The organism is Rariglobus hedericola (genome assembly GCF_007559335.1).
In the GTDB taxonomy this organism is placed as follows: domain Bacteria; phylum Verrucomicrobiota; class Verrucomicrobiia; order Opitutales; family Opitutaceae; genus Rariglobus; species Rariglobus hedericola.
The window spans coordinates 70,412-86,483 of sequence record NZ_VMBG01000001.1; the positions used below are offsets into that span (position 1 = coordinate 70,412).

General features: G+C 57.9%; 18 protein-coding genes, 1 tRNA gene and 1 pseudogene. 14 read left to right on the forward strand and 6 right to left on the reverse strand.

All coding sequences use genetic code 11. The annotated features are described in order from the left end of the window. The first annotated feature begins 111 nt into the window (after positions 1-111). A complete protein-coding gene (locus FPL22_RS00330) occupies positions 112-1,113 on the forward strand; it encodes a PIN/TRAM domain-containing protein (protein ID WP_144228130.1) in 1,002 nt (333 codons plus the stop codon). Positions 1,114-1,604: 491 nt separating this feature from the next. On the opposite strand, the gene FPL22_RS00335 is transcribed toward FPL22_RS00330, so the two are convergent. The 5 genes from FPL22_RS00335 to FPL22_RS00355 form a co-directional block, all read right to left on the reverse strand. Beyond that, entirely contained in the window at positions 1,605-1,982 is a 378-nt protein-coding gene (locus FPL22_RS00335) for a hypothetical protein (RefSeq protein ID WP_144228131.1), read from the reverse strand. Then, positions 1,983-2,354: a PLD nuclease N-terminal domain-containing protein gene (locus FPL22_RS00340; RefSeq protein WP_144228132.1), complete on the reverse strand. Its 372-nt coding sequence runs from the start codon at positions 2,352-2,354 to the stop codon at positions 1,983-1,985. Further along, positions 2,354-2,512 carry a ClpX C4-type zinc finger protein gene (locus tag FPL22_RS00345; RefSeq protein ID WP_144228133.1) on the reverse strand — a complete coding sequence of 53 codons (159 nt, stop codon included), beginning with the start codon at positions 2,510-2,512 and terminating at the stop codon, positions 2,354-2,356. The genes FPL22_RS00340 and FPL22_RS00345 overlap by 1 nt, the downstream gene beginning before the upstream one ends. A 38-nt stretch (positions 2,513-2,550) precedes the next feature. After that, positions 2,551-3,279, reverse strand: coding sequence for an abortive infection system antitoxin AbiGi family protein (locus FPL22_RS00350; RefSeq protein WP_144228134.1), 729 nt, complete (start codon positions 3,277-3,279; stop codon positions 2,551-2,553). A gap of 354 nt (positions 3,280-3,633) precedes the next feature. Further along, entirely contained in the window at positions 3,634-3,852 is a 219-nt protein-coding gene (locus FPL22_RS00355) for a hypothetical protein (protein ID WP_144228135.1), read from the reverse strand. Positions 3,853-4,521: 669 nt separating this feature from the next. Here FPL22_RS00355 and FPL22_RS18195 point away from each other — a divergent pair. Next, positions 4,522-4,971, forward strand: a pseudogene (locus FPL22_RS18195) (tyrosine-type recombinase/integrase); the annotation flags it as partial. A 246-nt stretch (positions 4,972-5,217) separates the two neighbouring features. On the opposite strand, the gene FPL22_RS00365 reads toward FPL22_RS18195, so the two are convergent. Next, positions 5,218-5,294: transfer RNA gene (locus FPL22_RS00365), tRNA-His, on the reverse strand. A gap of 104 nt (positions 5,295-5,398) precedes the next feature. Here FPL22_RS00365 and FPL22_RS00370 point away from each other — a divergent pair. The 12 genes from FPL22_RS00370 to FPL22_RS00425 all read left to right on the forward strand — a co-directional run bounded on the left by FPL22_RS00370 (position 5,399) and on the right by FPL22_RS00425 (position 16,003). Further along, positions 5,399-6,172, forward strand: a complete 774-nt coding sequence (locus FPL22_RS00370) for an endonuclease/exonuclease/phosphatase family protein (RefSeq protein ID WP_144228136.1) — start codon at positions 5,399-5,401, stop codon at positions 6,170-6,172. Positions 6,173-6,222: 50 nt separating this feature from the next. Then, entirely contained in the window at positions 6,223-7,038 is an 816-nt protein-coding gene (gene trpA, locus FPL22_RS00375) for a tryptophan synthase subunit alpha (protein WP_238991268.1), read from the forward strand. A 318-nt stretch (positions 7,039-7,356) separates the two neighbouring features. Then, positions 7,357-8,202, forward strand: coding sequence for a DUF2470 domain-containing protein (locus FPL22_RS00380; RefSeq protein WP_144228137.1), 846 nt, complete (start codon positions 7,357-7,359; stop codon positions 8,200-8,202). A 5-nt stretch (positions 8,203-8,207) separates the two neighbouring features. Continuing rightward, positions 8,208-9,041, forward strand: coding sequence for a heme/hemin ABC transporter substrate-binding protein (locus FPL22_RS00385; protein ID WP_144228138.1), 834 nt, complete (start codon positions 8,208-8,210; stop codon positions 9,039-9,041). A 21-nt stretch (positions 9,042-9,062) separates the two neighbouring features. Continuing rightward, positions 9,063-10,103 carry a FecCD family ABC transporter permease gene (locus FPL22_RS00390; RefSeq protein WP_144228139.1) on the forward strand — a complete coding sequence of 347 codons (1,041 nt, stop codon included), beginning with the start codon at positions 9,063-9,065 and terminating at the stop codon, positions 10,101-10,103. A gap of 3 nt (positions 10,104-10,106) precedes the next feature. Beyond that, a complete protein-coding gene (locus FPL22_RS00395; protein ID WP_144228140.1) occupies positions 10,107-10,949 on the forward strand; it encodes a heme ABC transporter ATP-binding protein in 843 nt (280 codons plus the stop codon). Between the two features lie 235 nt (positions 10,950-11,184). After that, positions 11,185-12,042 (forward strand): helix-turn-helix domain-containing protein, encoded by an 858-nt coding sequence (locus FPL22_RS00400; protein WP_144228141.1) that lies wholly within the window; start codon positions 11,185-11,187, stop codon positions 12,040-12,042. 173 nt (positions 12,043-12,215) lie between these two features. After that, positions 12,216-13,079: a type II secretion system protein gene (locus FPL22_RS00405; protein ID WP_144228142.1), complete on the forward strand. Its 864-nt coding sequence runs from the start codon at positions 12,216-12,218 to the stop codon at positions 13,077-13,079. Between the two features lie 68 nt (positions 13,080-13,147). Continuing rightward, positions 13,148-13,882, forward strand: coding sequence for a hypothetical protein (locus tag FPL22_RS00410; protein WP_144228143.1), 735 nt, complete (start codon positions 13,148-13,150; stop codon positions 13,880-13,882). Positions 13,883-13,917: 35 nt separating this feature from the next. Continuing rightward, a complete protein-coding gene (locus FPL22_RS00415; RefSeq protein WP_144228144.1) occupies positions 13,918-14,634 on the forward strand; it encodes a PEP-CTERM sorting domain-containing protein in 717 nt (238 codons plus the stop codon). Between the two features lie 130 nt (positions 14,635-14,764). Then, complete coding sequence (locus FPL22_RS00420) at positions 14,765-15,097, forward strand: hypothetical protein (RefSeq protein ID WP_144228145.1); 333 nt, start codon at positions 14,765-14,767, stop codon at positions 15,095-15,097. 24 nt (positions 15,098-15,121) lie between these two features. After that, entirely contained in the window at positions 15,122-16,003 is an 882-nt protein-coding gene (locus FPL22_RS00425) for a hypothetical protein (RefSeq protein WP_144228146.1), read from the forward strand. Positions 16,004-16,072 lie beyond the last annotated feature (69 nt).

The following is a 16,072-nucleotide window of genomic DNA, read 5'->3' on the forward strand; positions in this document are numbered from 1 at the left end:
AAAGGTAAAAGCCCTCCGCTGGCGGTGGTTTTTTGCAAAATCGAGATCGTGTTAATGTCGCCCTGTCGGTCGTGATGGCACCCGATTTGGAGCGCTTCCATATTTTACGTTATGAACAAAACCCTCTTACCAATCCGTGCGCTGTTCGTCGCGCTTTGCGCGGCTGCGGGCTGGTTGGTTTGCTACACGGTGCGCGATTGGGATGCCCATCAGACGCTCGCGATTTTCATCGGTCTGGCGATCGGGTGCCTCGTGGTGCTGGTCGACATCATGCTGAAGGGATTTTCCCTGCGAGGCTTGTCGGCCATCACGTTTGGTTTGGCGGTGGGAACGGTGATTTCCTACATGATCAGCAACTCGCCGCTGCTGGAACAGGGCGATCCGCAGATTATCTTTTTGGTGCGACTGACGCTGTTCATCGTCTGCACTTATCTGGCGACCGTGATCGCGTTGCGCGGGAAGGATGAGTTTAACTTGGTGATTCCTTATGTGCGTTTCGTTCCGCACGAGGTCGAGGCGCCTTTGATTATTGTGGATACAAGCGCGCTGATCGATGGACGCATTTCGCGAGTCAGTGAAACGGGATTTATCGGTGCAGCGCTGGTCATCCCTCAATTCGTGCTCAACGAACTTCAGCGCATCGCGGATTCGACGGATCCGCACATGCAGGCGCGCGGACGCCGCGGTTTGGAAACGTTGGGCGAGTTGCGGCGCATCAAAAACATGGATTTGCGCATTCATGAGAGCGAAGTTGGCAAGCCTGCGGATATCGATGCCAAGCTGGTTTTCCTCGCGCAGTCGATGCGCGCGAAGCTGCTGACGACCAGCTACAATCTGGCCAAGCTTGCTGAGTTTCACAGTGTCGCCGCGCTCAACCTGAATACGCTTGGAAAGGCGATTCGCCCGGAGTTGGTCACGGGTGAAATTTTAGAGGTCGAGCTGACCAAGGCAGGCAAAGAAGACGGGCAGGCGATCGGTTACCTCGACGACAATTCGCTGATTGTGGTTAACAACGCTCGGAACCACATCGGACGCGTCGTCACGGTGGAGATTGTCAGCGTGTTACCGTCTTCGGCCGGCAAGATGGTGTTTGCCCGACTGGTGGAAGCTTAAGGTTAGCTTAACCTCTCTCCGGACGAAGGACTGGGAAAGTCCTGAAAATGAGGCGGCATACCGTTGCGACGGTGCCACGTTTGAGCACACCGCATACGCCGATCCCGCCCGGACACGCCGGTCACCGATGGCGGCGAAGCTAGCAACTAGCGCACTGAGCCCGTTTCAAGCGTCGTTAAAATAATGAAAGAGATAGTGCCGACGCCCATAAATAAGACACCCCCAACGATCCAGAAGAGGTAAGTAACATTTCTCTTCAGGACGGGAAATCTAGCATAGTAGCCGCATCCATAAAACAGCGGGATGAATATCCAAAAAACCCGTGCTTGTTTGAATCCAATGCCTAGAAACAGGACAATAGGTAGGATCGTGATAGGAACCAAGTGCTTCCAATAAAGGGAGAGCCCTTCGCTAAGAGGTATACGTGAGCTGGCCTTCATTCGCGTTGAAACTTCAAGTAGGCCCGCGTGGATCCACGCGGGCTTTTTCGTTTACGCCCCAAATTCCTCAAAGGGAAGCGGGGTGGGCGAGAGAAGCCAGGACAGGCCGTCCTCGTGCTGTTTGACGTGCCAAACGATGACACCAAGAGGGCCAATTTTTGCGGCCATGGGAAAGACGAAAGGCGGAATCCACAGCATGGATAACTTTCCCGTTCCTTCCCAGCCAGCTTCCGTGAAACGATTTCCCACCGCATGAACCAATCTTTTTCTCAGGGTTTCATCGGGGATGATCTCTTCAGGTGTCCGGAGGAAGTTCAGATTGTCGATATACTCAAAACCGTAGAGGCGAAAGGAACCTATCTCTGCCGGAGTATAAGTAATGAGCTCTCCTACGGTGACTGAGTAAGCGTCAAATAATGGATGGTTCATTTACGGGCGTTTTCGTTTCGCCAGGTCGGCGGTGATTTCGTCGGCGATGCTGCGTGACGTGCGGGGTGGTGGAGCCGGGGGAAAGACTCCGGATTGGGGTGCGGTCGGAAACAGGTCGTCTTCGCTGGGCTTGAAAATCCAATAGGCGAGGGGGCCAAGGACGGGGATTAAAATAACGAGCATCATCCATGATGCATTGTTCTTGGTCGGTCCTTTCGATGCGCAGTGAACGCCGGTGGCCGTTGCGAAGATGAAATACACAATGACGGCGATAGCGTAGGCTATCATGAACTGCTCTGCCTGCTCCATCTCCCGCTGCATCGATTGCGTGATCGCGTCTAGCTGCTTCGTGAATTGCTGGGACGGGTCCATTATTTATCGGGTTTTTGAGCAAGGATGCGGTTACAGATGACGACGCACTCGTTGCAGATGGAAACGACCGGTATCTGTTCTGTGGCTACAATGAGCTTTTCGATTTGGGTCTGGTCCTTTCCGCAGAAGGAGCATTTCGCGAGGGTTTTCTTGGGCATGGTAACAATTAGCGGACTAAGCCCGTGGACTCATCATTTTAAACGTCACTCAAGATGCGCTCAACGGATATTATTTTGGTCATTAAGACCTTTAGTGAATCTGCTGAGTGGTGCCCTAGCCATCGAGTGAAGTAGTCGCACATTTCTGGAATCTCGGATTCCTTCGAAAGCAGGATGTATCGGATATCTTCCGGTTTAACCTCTAATGCGTAGTTGGCCTTCAGTGATTCGTTGATCTGGCCGCGTATTTTTTTGTTCCGGTAAGTTTTTTCATCTATCGGAGCGGACCCTGATCGGATGTCGATCGGTGGCACATAGCGCCATTCACATTCCTCGTAAAAATTGCGATGAACGTGGTTTCTTCCGTTTCTTTTATCTTTGCCCTTAAGTGGCTTTGTGTGGCCCAGAGTGAAGGCCATGGCTGCAAAGTCATTTCGGCTTTTCTTTTTTTTCTGATTTGCGAGTGCGTGAAGGGCTCCTGCGAATGGCGAGTTCGAATTGATGTAAACTACGGGGCTTAGGCCTTGTTCAATTGCCCATTCCTGAGACATCCCAATTCCATAGTTTCCGTAATAGTTTAAATGGCTTGTCAGTCTGCTAATGGGAATGTCGCAGAAGCAAACAACGGGGAACGCCCAATGGCTTTGGTTTAACCATGTTTGATCTTCGAGTGATAACGTCGGCCAGAATCCATTTTTCAGAATACTCTGAATCGTCCCTACGTTTTTTGTGAAGTGAAAGAGGGAAGACGTTTTCGCGGTGCTCATTATGAAGGCCAGTATTACTGCTGGGTCTCGCCTCTGCCACAGGCGAGGCCGATGATAAGCCCGATTGCGCCTTCGCGGCCGATGGCATTTCGAAGCGCCTGTGCGTTAGATGTGGTTGTTCCGAGTGCGGAAGCGATGCTCGGGGATGCTCGACCACCAATGAACGTGGTTATACTGCTGCTGGTAGTGCCTAGGCGGCTAGCAAGGCCGGGGGAACCTTGGCCATGAGAGATTAGTTTTTCTATGCTGGAACTGATGGTGCCGGCTTTGTGTGCGATTCCGATGTAGCTCATGGGGGTATTATTTTTTTATTGTATCCCTTTTAAGGATACTGAAATTGAATGATCTTGGCGGTTAACTTGCCTTCTTCGCCACCTTCGTTGGTGCTGCGGCAACAATCTTAACCGGCACTTCAACTTTGCCGCTTTCCGCTACGTGGTCACAGAAAGCTTCGAGCAGATAGGTCAGAATTGTGCTGTCGTTTGTCAGATGCTTTCCGTGAATGAAATTAAGCCGTTCTCTTAGCGCAGGTGTGATGCGGCCGTTTATAGAGGCGCTTTTTTTCTCGTCCATGGATTGGCATTCGGGGCGAAAGTCGGCTGTATTCAACTTTGTGCTTGTGCTAGAAGTATCACCGTGATGCTTGTATCACACCGAGCCGCTGAGTGCTCTTGGTCCGGAAGGCCAAGACCTCGGTGGTGTCGGTGCCTTCCAATGACCGAACACGTTTTCAAGCCGGTGCGCGTTTCCAAGGGTAAGCGGATCCAATCCCGCTTGTTCTACGGGCGCTATTCGCTCGCCCGTGGTGAGCGTCCCGTGACGGTCGCGCTGGAAACCGTCGATATTCGGGTTGCCCGTGCAAAGCTCCGGAAACTTATCGTGGAAAAGCAAAGCGAGCGTCTGGGCCTGATTGCTCCGAAAGTCATGCGGGATGCGGCGGCAATGCCCTTTGCGGCGGTTCTGGGGCAGTATCGCGCAACGCTCCTCTCGTTGGTCACGCGGCTCCATGCGCAAGGTTCCGTGCGTCGTATCGAGCGGGCAGGGAAGGGCGCGGGCTGGCGTGTCCTGGGAGACGTGACCCCGCTGTCGTGGGCCAAGTGGGTTTCCACGCTCACGTGCTCGGCCAAGACGCGCAAAGAATATCAGACTTCCGTGATGGCGTTCCTCAATTGGCTGGTTCGCACAAAGCAAATCGCGGTCAACCCATTGGCCGGTGTCGATAAGGTCGAAACACGCGGCAAGATGGTCCGCCCCGTGCGTGCTTTCACGGATGACGAATTGCGCCGCCTGTTGGCCGTCGCGGGCCGTCGTCGCTCGCTTTACCTGCTCCTGCTTTACACCGGTCTGCGTCGTAACGAGGCGCGGTCGCTGGTCTGGGACGACGTCAAGCTGGATGCGGTTCGGCCCTACTTGCTGGCTCGTGACACGACGACAAAGAGCGGGGTTAAGCGGGCGGTGCCGCTGCATCCTGCCTTGGTGGTCGTTTTGACTGCGCTTCGGCCGTTGCCTCCGGTCGATGCATCGATGCGTCCGCTGTGGCCGATCTTCCCAAAGCATCGCACGCTCATGGCCGATCTGGTTCGCGCAAAGATCGAGCACGTGGACAAGCTGGGCCGCGTTGTCCACTTCCACGCCTTCCGGAAAACCTTTCAAACGCTCGGCGTTCGGTCGGGTGTAAATCAACGGGCCGCGCAGGAAATGCTCGGGCACTCTGACCCGTCATTAACGGCCAACGTTTACACCGATGTAGCGGCGCTGAACCTACACGGCGAAGTGGCAAAGCTGCCGTGGTTGGGTGATGCAGCGGAGCGTGCAGTCGTTTCGGCTCCATCGGCTGCACTCTCCCTAGGTAAGCCCGAAAAAGTCGCGGGGCTTGTTTTGGAGCTTCTGAGTGAGCTTAACCTCTCTCCGGACAAAGGACTTATGGAGTCCTTAAAATGGGGCGGCCTACGGGATTCGAACCCGCGACCCCTAGAATCACAATCTAGTGCTCTAACCAACTGAGCTAAGGCCGCCGTGAGAGTCGGGCAAAATCAAGACGCCGCCCGCCGCTGTCAACTCCTTCTTCCGAACCTTTCCCGTTGCCGGTTTCACGGTTTGAGGCGATAGTCCGGTTGTAATGCCCCGCGTCCGGATCGTCACTTTCAACATCGCCCATGGCCGCGGGCTTTCGCCCATCCAAGGTATGACGACTCGCCGCCGCATTCGTGCGACGTTGCTCAAGATCGCCAAACTCCTGGCCGAACTGAAGCCCGACATCGTCGCCCTTCAGGAAATCGACGAAAACTCCCGTTGGGCGGGCAATTTCGATCACTTGGAATTCCTGCGTGAGTTCGGTGGTTTCGAGCACGCGGTCTTCGGCATCAACAACCGTCGCGAGGGCCTGCTCAATCTGAGTTACGGCAACGCGATTCTTTCGAGGCATCCGATTGCCGTATGGGAAAACATCGCTTTCGGGCAAAGCAAAGTGGGCGAGAAGGGGTTTCTGTTTGCCGAGATTGATTTTCACGGACGCCACCTGCCGATCGCCAACATGCATCTGCATTACCGGTCAAAGGTGCACCGGTTTGCCCAGGTGGACCGGTTTCTGGCCTACTTGCACGACAAGCAGCGCGACCGGCACACTCATTGGGCGGTGCCACCGATCGTATGCGGTGATTTGAACAACACGCATCACGCGTCCGATGCCACGGCGACGTTGCTGAGCCATTTGCATGATTACGGGGACTATTCATTGCACCCGAGCAAGGGCTGCACGTTCCCGTCACCCCTGCCGGGGCGCACGCTGGATTTTATTTTTCTGCCGCCCGGTGCACGAAATGCCGAAAGCCACGTCGTGCGCAGCTTTCTCTCCGATCATCGTCCGGTGGTGGTGGATTTCGAGGTGGCGTGAGCGGGGATGGTTGAAAAAACCCTTTGCTCCCGGTCGTGTTTTTTGCGGCGATGATCGTTCACATGGATCGCATCGCCCAAGCCTTCGCCCGCGCCCGTGCCGCCAATCGAGCCGCCTTCGTCGCCTATCTGTGCGCCGGTGATCCGGATTTTGATACCTCGCTCGCCGCCTGCCGTGCGCTGATCGAGAACGGCGTCGATGTGCTTGAGTTGGGCGTGCCGTTCAGCGATCCGCTCGCCGATGGTTTGACCAACCAGCTCGCCGCGCAGCGTTCGCTCGCCGGTGGCATGACCGCCGCCCGCGTGTTCGAACTGGTGCGTCGCATCCGCGAGTTCGCGCCGGATACGCCCATCGTTTTCTACACTTACTACAATCTCGTGTTCTCGAATGGTGTGGACGCCTACGTGCAAGCCGCCAAGGAGGCCGGTGTCGACGGCATGCTCACGCTTGACCTGCCGCCCGAGGAGGCCGCCGATGTGCAAGCCGCGTGCGCATCCAATGGCATCAAAACAGTGTTTATCGTGGCTCCGACCACGCCCGAGGCGCGCCTCGCCATCATCGGCAAGGCCGCGACGGGTTTTATTTATTACGTGTCTCGCGAGGGCGTGACCGGCGTCCGGGATTCGGTGGCGGCCAATGTCCCCGAGGCGATTGCCGCCATCAAACGTCACACTGCGCTTCCCGTGGTGGTGGGTTTTGGCATCGGCAAACGCGAGCACGTGGCCGAAGTCGCCGCCCATGCCGACGGCGTGGTGGTGGGCAGTGCGTTGGTGAACGTGATCCGCGATCATCTCTCCGAACGCGCGAAAATCGCTCCGGCGCTGGCGGCCAAGGCGGCGGATCTCGTCGCGGGGACGCAGCGTTAAGATTTTCTGACGGTTGAAGGAGGCGGCCGGATGGTTTCCGGCGCCTTTAGAACCTGTTGATGAACGCTAAACCTTTGAAGGTTTAGCCCATTGAGACTTGGTCTCATGTTTTGATTGACTGTTGGCGTGCCGACTGCATTCATTTTTTAATGATAAGGAGTCTCAATATCGATTAATTTCAGCTGATCGGCGCCTGCTCACGAATTTGGCGCAAGATTCAGTAAGAAATACGCAACAACAGGGACGCAGCTATGCAGCGGTTGCCCTTATCATTACCCGTTTCGATTTCCGCTCGTTCCTTCTTTAACCACCGCACTTATGTCTTCGACCGACGCACTCGCCAACTCCTCCACTGATTCGTTTTTTCCGGCCGAGAAAGCCGCCCACATCCTCGATCACATGAACGAGGACCACGCGGATTCGATCCTGAATTATGCCCACCATTTCGCGCGTCGTTCGGCGGCGACGGCGGCCCGCCTCAGCGGTATCGACCAGACGGGGATGGACCTCGTGGTCACCGAGCCGGCCGGCGAAACCTCGGTGCGCATCGCCTTCGAGAAGCCGCTGACCTCGCCTGAGGACGCCCACATGGTCCTTGTCGGGATGGCGCGCGCGGCCAGGCAGCCCGCTGCGGCCAATCCCGATGCCGCCACCGCGAAGGCCCGCGCGGCCATTGATCAACTCAAGTCCGGTTTGCGCACGGCCATGCTCGGCACCGCCTCCGCGGCCGGCGAGCCGGATGCATCGGTCGTCCCCGTGGTGCTCTCTGCGGATGGCACGTTGCATACTTACGTCAGCGAAATGTCCGCCCACACCAAAAACCTTCGCGAGTCCGGCCGCGCCAGCGTGATGGTGATCGAGGACGAAAACACCGCCGCGCAACTGCTCGCCCGCAAGCGCCTCACGTTGCGCTGCGCCGCCGCGTTCATCGAGCGGGATACGCCGGTGTTCGCGACAGTGATGTCCGCGATGAAGGAGAAATTCGGACCGGTCATGCAGCATCTCGAAGGCATGACTGATTTCCACGTGGTGCAGCTCACGCCGGCCCGCGGCCGCCTGGTCTGCGGTTTCGGCCAGGCGTTCGACGTTGATCCCATCGACTGGACCAAAGTTTCCCATGTGGGCGGCGACGGCCAGGGCCACGGACACACCGCTCGTAAATAATCTCCATGTATTCCCTTCGCTCCTTTTTTATCGCGCTACTGGCGCCCGCATCCGTGGTTTTCTCGGCCGAGCGTATCGTCACGCTGGGCGCTCCCGTCACCGAGACGGTGTTTGCGCTTGGCGCCGGTGATGCGTTGGTGGCGCGTGATGCCTCCAGCCTGTATCCGGCGGCGGCGGCTGCGCTGCCCGACGTGGGCTACTTCCGCACGATCAGCGCCGAGGGTGTGCTCGCGCAGAATCCCACGGTGATCATCGCTGATTTTGGCACGGGTCCGGAATCCCAGGTTCAGTTGCTGAAAAACTCAGGAGCCAAATTCGTGCACCTGACGGCGCGTCCTTCGGCGGAAAACACCGCCGTCATGATCGAGCAAGTCGGCGCCGCCGTGGGCCGTTCCGAGCAGGCTGCGGTTTTGGTTGAAAAACTACGCGCACAATTCGCCGAGGCCGCCGCGCTGGCCAAGGCCTCGGGCCGCACGCCGCGGGTCATCTTTGTCATGGGCATCAGTGGCGGCGCCTTGCAAGCCGCGGGTGACAACACCGCGGCGACCGGTCTGATCGGGCTCGCGGGCGGCAAGAACCCGCTGTCAGGATTTAATGGATACAAGTCGGTCACGGCCGAGGCAGTGCTGGAGCTCGATCCCGACTTCATCCTCTATGCGAAGACGCTGCACGGTGGCGGCACCGCGCTGACCATGGAAAACGCACCGGCCTGGCTGGCGTCTTCCCGTGCGATGCGTGAAGGCAACGTGAAGCCTATCGACATGACCTATCATCTCGTCTTCGGCCCGCGCATGGGCGAGGCGGTGCTGGATGTCACGCGCATGCTTCACACGAAGTAAGCAAAGACTGTTTCCGAAAAGATGATCACGAGCGCGAGCGGACGGCGGTGGTTTTTTATTCTGCTCGTGCTCGCGCTCGGTGGCACATTTTTGTGCACGGTGCGCCTCGGTGCGGCGTCGATTACATGGCAAGATCTCTTTTTCGCCCTTACCGGGCGGAGTGAGGACCTCTCGCGCGTCGAGCGCACGGTGATCTTCGACATCCGCCTGGTGCGGGCACTCGCGGCGCTCGTGATCGGCGCGGTGCTGGCGGTATGCGGTGCGGCGATGCAGGGATTGTTTCGCAATCCGCTCGCCGATCCCGGTCTCGTCGGTGTCACCAGCGGTGCATCGGTCGGCGGCGTGCTCTACATGAAACTCGGCGCTACTGCGCTGGCGGGAGTGTCGGCGGTGTTCGGAAGCTTGATGCTTCCGGTGTGTGCCTTCGCGAGCGGCCTGCTGATGACCGTCGTGATGCACCGTTGTTCGCAAGTGGGCGGACGCACGGTGGTATCGCTCATGCTGCTCGCGGGCGTGGCGATCAATGCGCTCGGTGGCGCCTTGATCGGTCTGGTTTTGTTTTTTGCCGACGACGATCAGTTGCGCCAGTTTACATTTTGGACGCTGGGCAATGTCGGTCATGCGTCGTGGATGAAGCTGGCGGTGGCCGCGCCGTTTCTACTCGTGGCTCTGGTGCTCTCGTTGCGATATGCGAGGCCGTTGAACGCACTGTTGCTCGGTGAAGCCGAGGCGGGGCATCTCGGTGTTGATCTACAACGGGTGAAGAACACGTTGATTTTTGCCACGGCGGCTGGAGTCGGTGCGGCGGTCTCGGTGGCGGGCGGCATTGGATTTGTGGGACTGATCGTGCCGCATTTGATGCGTTTGGTTATCGGGCCCGATCATCGCTGGTTGTTGCCGGCATCGGCGCTGGGCGGAGCGATCTTGCTCGCGTGGGCGGATATTTTTGCGCGCACCGTGGCGGCGCCGGCGGAGCTTCCCATCGGCGTGATCACCGCAGTCGTGGGTGCGCCCGTGTTTTTCGCACTGCTGCAATCGCAGCGTAAAACCCATTTTGCCTGAGCCATGTTGCGTGCCGAAAACATCCGTGTGATTCGCAACGGTCGCCCGATTCTGGATGGCGTGTCGTGCGAGGTTCCGGCGGGCAAGGTGACGGTGATCCTCGGTCCGAATGGTGCGGGTAAGAGCACATTGTTGCGCTTGTTTGCGGGTGAGTATTCGTCGGATGCCGGACAAGTATCGCTGGGTGGACGCCCGTTGTCGGAATGGCGTCCCAAGGATGTTGCGAAGTGCCGTGCCGTGTTGCCTCAAGAGTCCTCGCTGACGTTCCCATTCCGCGTGGATGAAGTTGTCTTGATGGGGCGGGCTCCGCATGTGCGTGGAATGGAATCGGCGCACGACCACGCGATCTCGATGCAGGCACTGCAACGCGTGGATATGGCGGGGAAGCGTGAGCGGATTTTCCCGTCGTTGTCGGGCGGAGAAAAACAACGGGTGAATCTGGCGCGAGCACTGGCGCAAATCTGGGAGCCGGTGGGGGCGAACGAGCTGCGGCTGACTGGCGACGCGGCGACGACGGGCAAAGCTACGCGCGTGTTGCTGCTGGACGAGCCGACTTCAAATCTCGATCTCGCGCACCAGCATTCCACGTTGCGGGAGGCACAGCGTTTTGCGCGCGACGGTGCGACTGTGCTGGCGATCCTGCATGATCTCAATCTGGCGCTCGCGTATGCGGATCAAGTGATCCTGCTGTGCGACGGACGAATCGCTGCCGCAGGTGAAATCGCCACGGCGCTTACGCCGGCTCGGATCCGCGAGGTGTTTGGCGTCGAGTGCCGGTTTATGGAGATAGCAGGACAGGGCAGACCCTTTATTCATGTGCTACCTATGAGCGCTGAGACGCGTTAAAGGCTGATCAAGGCAGAGTGATGTTAAATTGTTAACTCACTGATTATTATTTTATTATGTTAATAGCTTGTTGAATTGCTGCAATCGAATGGTCTTTTGTTTCGGTTAATTGATCTGTTAATCACTGATTTATAGGTTGATACGTAATTAGCAATTACGGGCAAAACTACGCAAGAAACAGGAAGTATTTAGGAGCGTCCGGGGTGTATAGTGAGACTGAGTCTTGATTTCACAAATGACCGACAATGCCGCTCAGCACCACGTCCTCCTTCGAACTGACGAAGCGTCCCTTCGGCTGGAGGAGTATCTGCTTTATCAAGAGACATTTGAAGCAGTGGATGAAACGACCCAGCCAGGCATGTTCCTGATCGCGATCGGTCTCGAGGGACAAAGCGTATGGAAGCTAGGCGATACCGAATGCAAAGTGGGTCCTCAAGAGCTGGTCGCATTTTCCTCTTCGGCCGACTTAAAGGTGCGCCGCGATGGTGCGCGTCCTTTCCGGTTTTTGCTTTGGCATTTTAACATCGAAAATATGCGCATCGTTCGCGGCGCGTTGGGGCAGTCGGATTCGGTGGATGCCGCGACCTGTCGCACCAAGGGATGGCCGATGGCCGGACCGTTTAAGATGACGGCCGATCAGCAGTCGCTGGTGCTTTCGTTGCGCTGTGCGCCCGCCACTCCGCTGCGCGCGCTTTGGTATGGGGCGAAGCTTCTTGAGCTGTTTGCCATTCTTCAGCCGCCCGCCGTGCTCGAGAAACATCAGAAGTCAGGCTACCTGCATCCCGCGGTGCAGAGCGCATTGGCGGCGTTACACGCCAATTTTGCGTCTCCGCCGACGCTGGTTGCAATTGCTTCGAATGCCGGGATCAGCGCACCGCATTTAAGCCGTCTTTTTGCGCAGGAAACCGGCACGACAACGAGCCGTTACCTGCGTCAGTTGAGAATGCAGCGCGCGTCGCAATTACTGCGGACGGGCGAGTGCAATGTCACCGAAGCCGCCTTGGCGGTGGGTTATTCGAGCTTGGGCCAGTTCAGCCGGGCTTTCCGGGAAACGCTGGGCCATTCGCCGGGCCAGCACAGGCGGATGCACTGAGCTGCACAGCAATTTCCGGCAAAAAAACCGCATCCAATCAGCCGCAAAACGAACCGCTGTTCTGATATATTGAGAGTGAGTCTTATTATCTCCCAAGCCTTCAAGAAAACCAAATCACCACAATTTCAGTGAAGAACCCCGGGTAGCCCCGCCCGCCTTCCGACATCCGGGTTATGAATAAAACCGCCAACCAATCCTACTCTTCCGCCTTTGCGCCCGCCCGTCGTCTGGCGCGCCACGCCGTGGGTGGATTCACGTTGGTCGAGCTGCTTGCGGTCATTGCGATCATCGGTGTTCTGACCGCGCTGACGATGTCGGCCATCGGGCATGCGCGTAGTTCCGCCACGAAGGTGCGCGAGGTCGTTGCAGCGCGTTCGTTGATGCAGGCCTACCTGCTTACGCCCGCGGACAACAAAGGCGTATTGTTGCCCCAGTCGGGGGCCTATTCCCAGGCGTCGACGAATGAGGCCGGCCAGGTCATCACGCTGGCGATCACCGCGGCGGCCTGGCCGCATCGTTTGCGTGCTTATCTCGGTGATCGATTCAAGGGCACGCTCTATCTGGACGAACAGGGTGAGTATTACGATGAGCTGATGACGCAGTCTCCTGGCACGATGCGGGACTACGCGCTGATTCGCAGCCCCTCGTTTGGCATGAACGGACAATTCGTGGGTGGCAGTGGTGCGATGATGGTGGACCCACCGATCCGGCGTTTGGCGCAGGCGGCATCGCCGGCCAAGCTGATTGCGTTCGTCTCGGCGCATGACCGCACACTCAACGAAAAGTCAGGATTCTGGCGCGTGGCGGCTCCGGTGTATGGCTGGCCCGCGGCCGAGCTGACCTCGATCCCAGATCAAAAATCGCAGGACGCCGCCTATGGTTACGTGGCGTTCCGGCACAAGGGACAAGCGGTGGTGGCTTATCTGGACGGACACGTGGAGACGAACACCTCCGGAGAATTGCGTGATATGCGCCGGTGGTCCGATGAGGCCTTCCGTGCGGACAATCCGAACTATGTGCCGGCGGCGATGCCTTGAGCACGCAGGCATCGCGCAATGGATCTCCAATTTTTCAGCAAATTTTTTCGTCAACCATCAGCCAAACCATGAAGACACTTACTCATTCTTTGCGACGCGCCGCTTGCGTGTTGCTCATCTCGTTCGTCGCTTGCGCGGCGCACGCCAGCTCCACGCTTTTGCAGGACATCGATCTTCCGGGGACCGAGGGACTCGTCGAATGGACGAACGTGTCCAGCACCAACAGTGCGCTCACGCCTTCAACCGGCGCGGGCACGCTCGCTCCGGTTTCGCCCGGCTACAAAGCGTCAATGGGTTTTTATTCTTACATGGGGCACTACAGCTTCACGGCGGGAACGACGGCCGGTTTCGATATAGCCAATGTGGTTCTTCAATACACTGGTGGTTACAATCCGGACTATTCGTTTGATCAATATCTGGCCTTCAACAACACGACGCCCGCCGCCCTCACGGCCGGCCCCGTGCTCACTTACACCTACTCGGGCGGCACGGGCACGCTGACGCCGACGTTTTCATCGGTGATCGGTGGCCCGACGACGCTCTTCATCGAAGCGATGGGCAGCGATGTGACTTTTTACACGTTTGGCTGGCAGTGGGATTTATCGGCGGTCACCGAGACGATCACCGGCATCAGCATCACGACCAATGTGCCGGTGCATACATCTATCACGGGAGTGCAGATCGCGTTGAGCGACACGTTTGCCGGCAGCGCGATTCCGGAGCCGGCCACTTACACCGCGATCGCCGGGGCGATCATTTTGGCTGCGGCCTGTTTGCGTCGCGGCAAGCGCACGGCGGCCTGAGCGGTGTCCTTTCAGTCCATTTTTCCAACATCACTATGAAATCATCACTCCTCTCACGCGCGGCGATCGCCGCTCTCATTCTCGCGGGCTTCGCCACGGCGGCCCGCGCTACGACGAATGGAGTCAATCAGGCTCCGCTTGGAACCACGACGACCCCGGGCGTCGGCTATGCATTCTTCGAGGACTTCACCCGGAGTGCAGCTCCGGCTCCGTATAACTTTTTCTCCACCGCCGAGACGGATGCCGATGTGATCACGGCTACCTTTGCGTCAACAATGGCCGGTGGCTCGGCTGCGGGCGGCGGTTTACGAATCTACTCCGGCAGCGGACCTACTCCCAATGCCTTTAACATCACGCTCAGTGTCACGGCGGTTCAGGATTTTAGCGTGTTCTCCCTGCAAATAAAGCATACGGCGCCGAGCAGTGGCAACTGGGCCGATTTTTTCACCATCAGCACGATCGACGGCCAGGCCGGGGTTCAGTCTTTGGTGAGCAATTCGAACGAGGGCTCCCAGCTTGATTTTAATATCTATCAGTGGACTTGGACTGGTCTCGATATTGATGCTTCGGAATCGTTCAACATCACGATCACCAGCAATGCGGATCATGTTTCCGTCGACAACATCCGTCTTGATGCCGGATTTGCAGTTTCGGCCGTTCCCGAGCCTTCCGCTTACGCCGCTATTTTTGGCGGACTGGTGCTTGCCGGTGCCGTCTTGCGTCGTCGTCGCACGGCCAAAGTCGCCGTCTAAGCCAGTTGGTTTGAGTTTATTTTTCCGGCGTCCGCTGAGCGGAGCCGGGATTGGTGAATCGTCGTAAAGGTCAACGGGCCGCAGTGCTTGGTCGCGCTGCGGCTCCTCTTTTTAGCAGCACAGATTTTTTATGTCCTCCTTGCCCGCCATCATCTGTGAAATCACCGCGCCGCGTTCGGCGCAGGCGGCCGCACTGGCCGAGATCGCCGGACTCTGCGCCCGCGATGCGGGGCAGCGGCTGGTGGTGAAGACGCTCGTCATCGGCCGGTCCAAGACGGGAGTTAACGAGCCCGTGCTCACGTTGCATCTGCCGGTGGAGCTCGCTTCCAGTCAGAATCAGATCTGGTGCCTGGCTTGCCGTCTGGCGTGTTTTTGTCCGGATGCTCGCGTGAGCGTGCTGGTTCAGGGAGCGTTTGCGGGCGCTGAAAAGGCCGCCCGGACCCGTCGCCGCCGAAGTGCCTGAGTGGATACGTAAATTTCAGACATCATGTTTGTCCCTGATGATTTTCACGCGAGGCCGGGCGTGCCGCGTTCTCTGGATCTGCCCGGACGCCTGCGGATCAGCCGGTGTTTTCGCACTACGCCGGAAGGGCGCATCGCGGTAACGGACGACTGGGTGAAGTTGCTGAACGCGATGACGCGGCTCGGTCCGGTCGCGTTGCAGACGCGCCATGCCTACGCGCGGATGGTGGCGGTCACGCTGGTGCCACAGCTCTCGTGGTGCGCCCAGCGCCGGTGTGCGGCCGATGCGGTCCGTTCGCTTCAGTTTCATTTCGATCACTGGCAGTGTGCGTGGGCGCGACTGGCGCATTGTGATTGTTGCGGTTCTCCGGGACGCATCGAGGTGTGCAACGAACACGGGCTGGATTTTCTACAAGTCTGCGCACTGCCTGAATGTCAGGTTGCGGACTGGGCTGATTTCCTGGCGGATGTGACGCTGGAGGATTCCGGCAAAGATGATGTGGTTGGAATACCGTTTGAAAGCGGCGGCTTTGCGCGCGCGCCTGCGCAAGCCGCGCTGGTTTCCAATGATGTCGATCAACTCGTGAGACTGCTCACGCGACTGTCGGAAGACGAGGGATCGGTCAGCTGCACATTGGTGACGGAAGCGGTGTGCCATCGTCGGGAATTTTCGCTGAACCGGGTTGTTGCTGAAGACGGCGTGCTGACGGCAGGCGAGGGTCTTTCGCGATTCCAACTTGGGCTGGTGGCATCACGACGACTGGCGGTTACCCTGCGTGAAGATGGTTTTCATTTACATGTTGTCGGAGCGGATGATGCCCTGCTGCTGACGCTTTCCGGAGCCGCCGGCGCCTCCGATAATTTTTTATGGAAAGAGGCGTTGCGCGCCGTGTTTCCGGCCATTTGAGTTTGTATCAGTCATGTCCTTACACATCGCAACAAACCGCGGCTTCGCATGCATCACGAAGGCAGCCGG